This is a genomic window from Mesorhizobium sp. WSM4829 (assembly GCF_055811475.1).
Genome location: NZ_JBVVQJ010000167.1, coordinates 1 through 326 on the forward strand (window position 1 = coordinate 1; position 326 = coordinate 326).

The 326-nt window shown below is 61.0% G+C and carries 1 protein-coding gene; it reads right to left on the reverse strand.

The annotated features are described in order from the left end of the window. A partial coding sequence (locus AC0L17_RS34705; protein ID WP_473519025.1) for an efflux RND transporter permease subunit occupies nucleotides 1-326 on the reverse strand: 326 nt, incomplete at both ends.

Genomic DNA, 326 nt, shown 5'->3' on the forward strand with positions numbered 1-326 from the left:
TTGTCCCAGCCCTCTTCGCGCAGCCGGTCGTAGGTGTCGATCAGCACGATGTTGTTGTTCACCACCACGCCGGCCAGTGCGATGACGCCGATGCCTGACATGACGATGCCGAACGCCTCTCCGGTCAACAGCAATCCCAGGAACACGCCAACCGTCGCCATGACTACGCAGGATAGCACCAGCCAGACGCTGGTGAACTTATTGAACTGCATCAGAAGCACCAGGAAGATCAGGAAGATCGCCGCGCCGAAGGCCTTGCTGAGGAAAGCGCTGGCCTCGGCGCTGTCCTCGTTCGAGCCGGCAAGCTTCCAGCGTATGCCGCTGCC